Annotated in this window: 1 protein-coding gene; it reads right to left on the minus strand. The window is 73.3% G+C overall.

All coding sequences use genetic code 11. The features are described from left to right. Positions 1 to 2,490, minus strand: a 2,490-nt coding sequence (locus tag ACWDBB_RS36115; RefSeq protein WP_449793638.1) for a type I polyketide synthase, incomplete at both ends; no start/stop codon positions are given.

A 2,490-nucleotide genomic window follows, 5' to 3' on the forward strand; every position in this document is an offset into this window, starting at 1 on the left:
CTCCCGGAACACCGGCTCCGAGGCGTACAACTCCCCACCCATACCCACCCACTGCGCACCCTGCCCCGGGAACACGAACACCGAACGACCCAGCGGGCGGGCCGTCCCGGTGACCAGACCCGGCGCCGTGCCGCCCTCGGCCAGGGCGTCCAACGCCTCCACGCCGCTCAGCACCACGGCCCGGTGCTCGAACACGGTGCGGGCAGCCAGGGCGCCTCCGACCGCAGCCGGGCTCACCTCGGGACGTACGACGGTGAAGGCGCTCAGCCGGCGCGCCTGCTCCCGCAACGCCGCCTCCGACTTCCCCGACAACACCCACGGCACCACCCCACCCGCGGACCCCGTCGAAACTCCGACCGGCTCCTCGGCAGCCGCCTCGATCACCACATGCGCGTTCGTACCGCTGATGCCGAACGCCGAGATGCCCGCGCGACGCAGGTGGCCGTTGTCGGGCCAGGGCCGGGCCTCGGTGAGCAGTCGGATGTTTCCGGACTCCCAGTCGACGTGCGAGGTCGGCGCATCGACATGCAGCGTCGGCGGCAACTGCCCGTGCCGCATCGCCATCACCATCTTGATCACACCGGCCACGCCGGCCGCCGCCTGGGTGTGGCCGATGTTGGACTTCACCGACCCCAGCCACAAAGGCTCCACCCGGTCCCGGCCGTACGTCGCCAGCAGCGCCTGCGCCTCGATCGGGTCACCGAGGGTGGTCCCCGTGCCGTGCGCCTCCACCGCGTCCACGTCCGCCGTCGAGAGTCCGGCGTTGGCGAGGGCCTGACGGATCACCCGCTCCTGCGACGGACCGTTCGGCGCCCCGAGGCCGTTGGAGGTGCCGTCCTGGTTGACCGCCGAACCCCGCACCACCGCCAGCACCCGGTGGCCGTTACGGCGGGCGTCGGACAGGCGCTCCAGCAGCACCAGGCCGGCGCCCTCGGCCCAGGCCGTACCATCGGCCGCCTCGGCGAACGCCTTCACCCTGCCGTCGGGAGCCAGGCCGCGCTGGCGCGAGAACTCCGTGAACCCCAGCGGGGTCGCCATCACGGTCACCCCGCCGGCCAGGGCGAGCGAGCACTCCCCCGAGCGGAGCGCCTGCGCGGCCAGGTGGATCGCCACCAGCGAGGACGAGCAGGCGGTGTCCAGCGAGACCGCCGCACCCTCCAGCCCCAGCAGGTAGGCGATCCGGCCGGAGGTCACGCTGGTCGCGGCGCCCGTACCGAGGTAGCCCTCGGCGTCGGCGGGTGCCTGGTCACCGTAGCCGGATGCCCAGATGCCGGTGAACACGCCCGTCCGGCTGCCCCGCAACGACGTCGGATCGATCCCCGCGTCCTCGAAGGTCTCCCACGCGGTCTCCAGCAGCACCCGCTGCTGCGGATCCATCGCCAACGCCTCACGCGGCGAGATCCCGAAGAAGTCCGCATCGAACCCCGCCGCGTCCGCGAGGAAACCACCCGACCGCGTGTACGACGTCCCAGGGTGATCCGCATCCGGATGGAACAACCCCTCGACGTCCCACCCGCGGTCAGTCGGGAACGCGCCGATCGCGTCCACTCCACCCGACACCAGGCCCCACAGGTCCTCCGGAGACCCCACCCCACCCGGCAACCGGCACCCCATGCCCACGATCACCACCGGATCAGCGGCATCACCCACTCCACCCACCGGCGCCACGGGCACCACATCCCCACCGAGGATCCCGCTCAGCAGGTGCTCGGCGAGTTGCCGCGGGGTGGGGTGGTCGAAGGTGACGGTGGCGGGCAGGCGCAGGCCGGTGGCGGTGTTGAGCCGGTTGCGCAGTTCGACGGAGGTCAGGGAGTCGAAGCCGAGGTCCTTGAACGGCTGCCGGTCCCATCCGGCCCCCGGTTCGCGGTGACCGAGCACGGCGGCGGTGTTGGCGGTGACCAGGTCGAGTGCGGCTCGCAGCCGTTCGGCCTCCGGCAGCGACCGCAGGCGGTCGGCGATCGCGCCGTGCCGCGCCGGGCGCCGGGCCGCCTTGCGGGAGACGAGGCCCTTGAGGGCCGCCGGGGCCGCCGGGGAGCCCGCCATCACGGACAGGTCGAGGCGTACCGGCACCAGCGCGGCCCGGTCCGTGGCCAGGGCCGCGTCGAACAGCGACAGGGCGTGGTCGGTGGCCAGCGGCACGACCCCGGCTCGCGTCAGCCGGTCCTGGTCGGCATCGGTCAGGTGCCCGGTCATTCCGCTGGCCTCGGCCCAGTAGCCCCAGGCCAGCGAGGTCGCCGGCAGGCCGAGGGCACGCCGGTGCACGGCGAGGGCGTCGAGGAAGGTGTTGGCCGCGGCGTAGTTGGCCTGCCCGGGGCTGCCGAGCGTCCCGGCCGCCGAGGAGAAGAGGACGAATGCCGTCAGGTCCCTTCCCCGGGTGAGTTCGTGCAGGTTCCATGCCGCCCGTGCCTTGGGCTCCCAGACCGCGGCGAGACGTTCGGGGGTCAGGGACTCGACCACGGCGTCGTCGAGCACGCCGGCGGCGTGGACGAC

The sequence above is a fragment of the Kitasatospora sp. NPDC001095 genome (assembly GCF_053598615.1).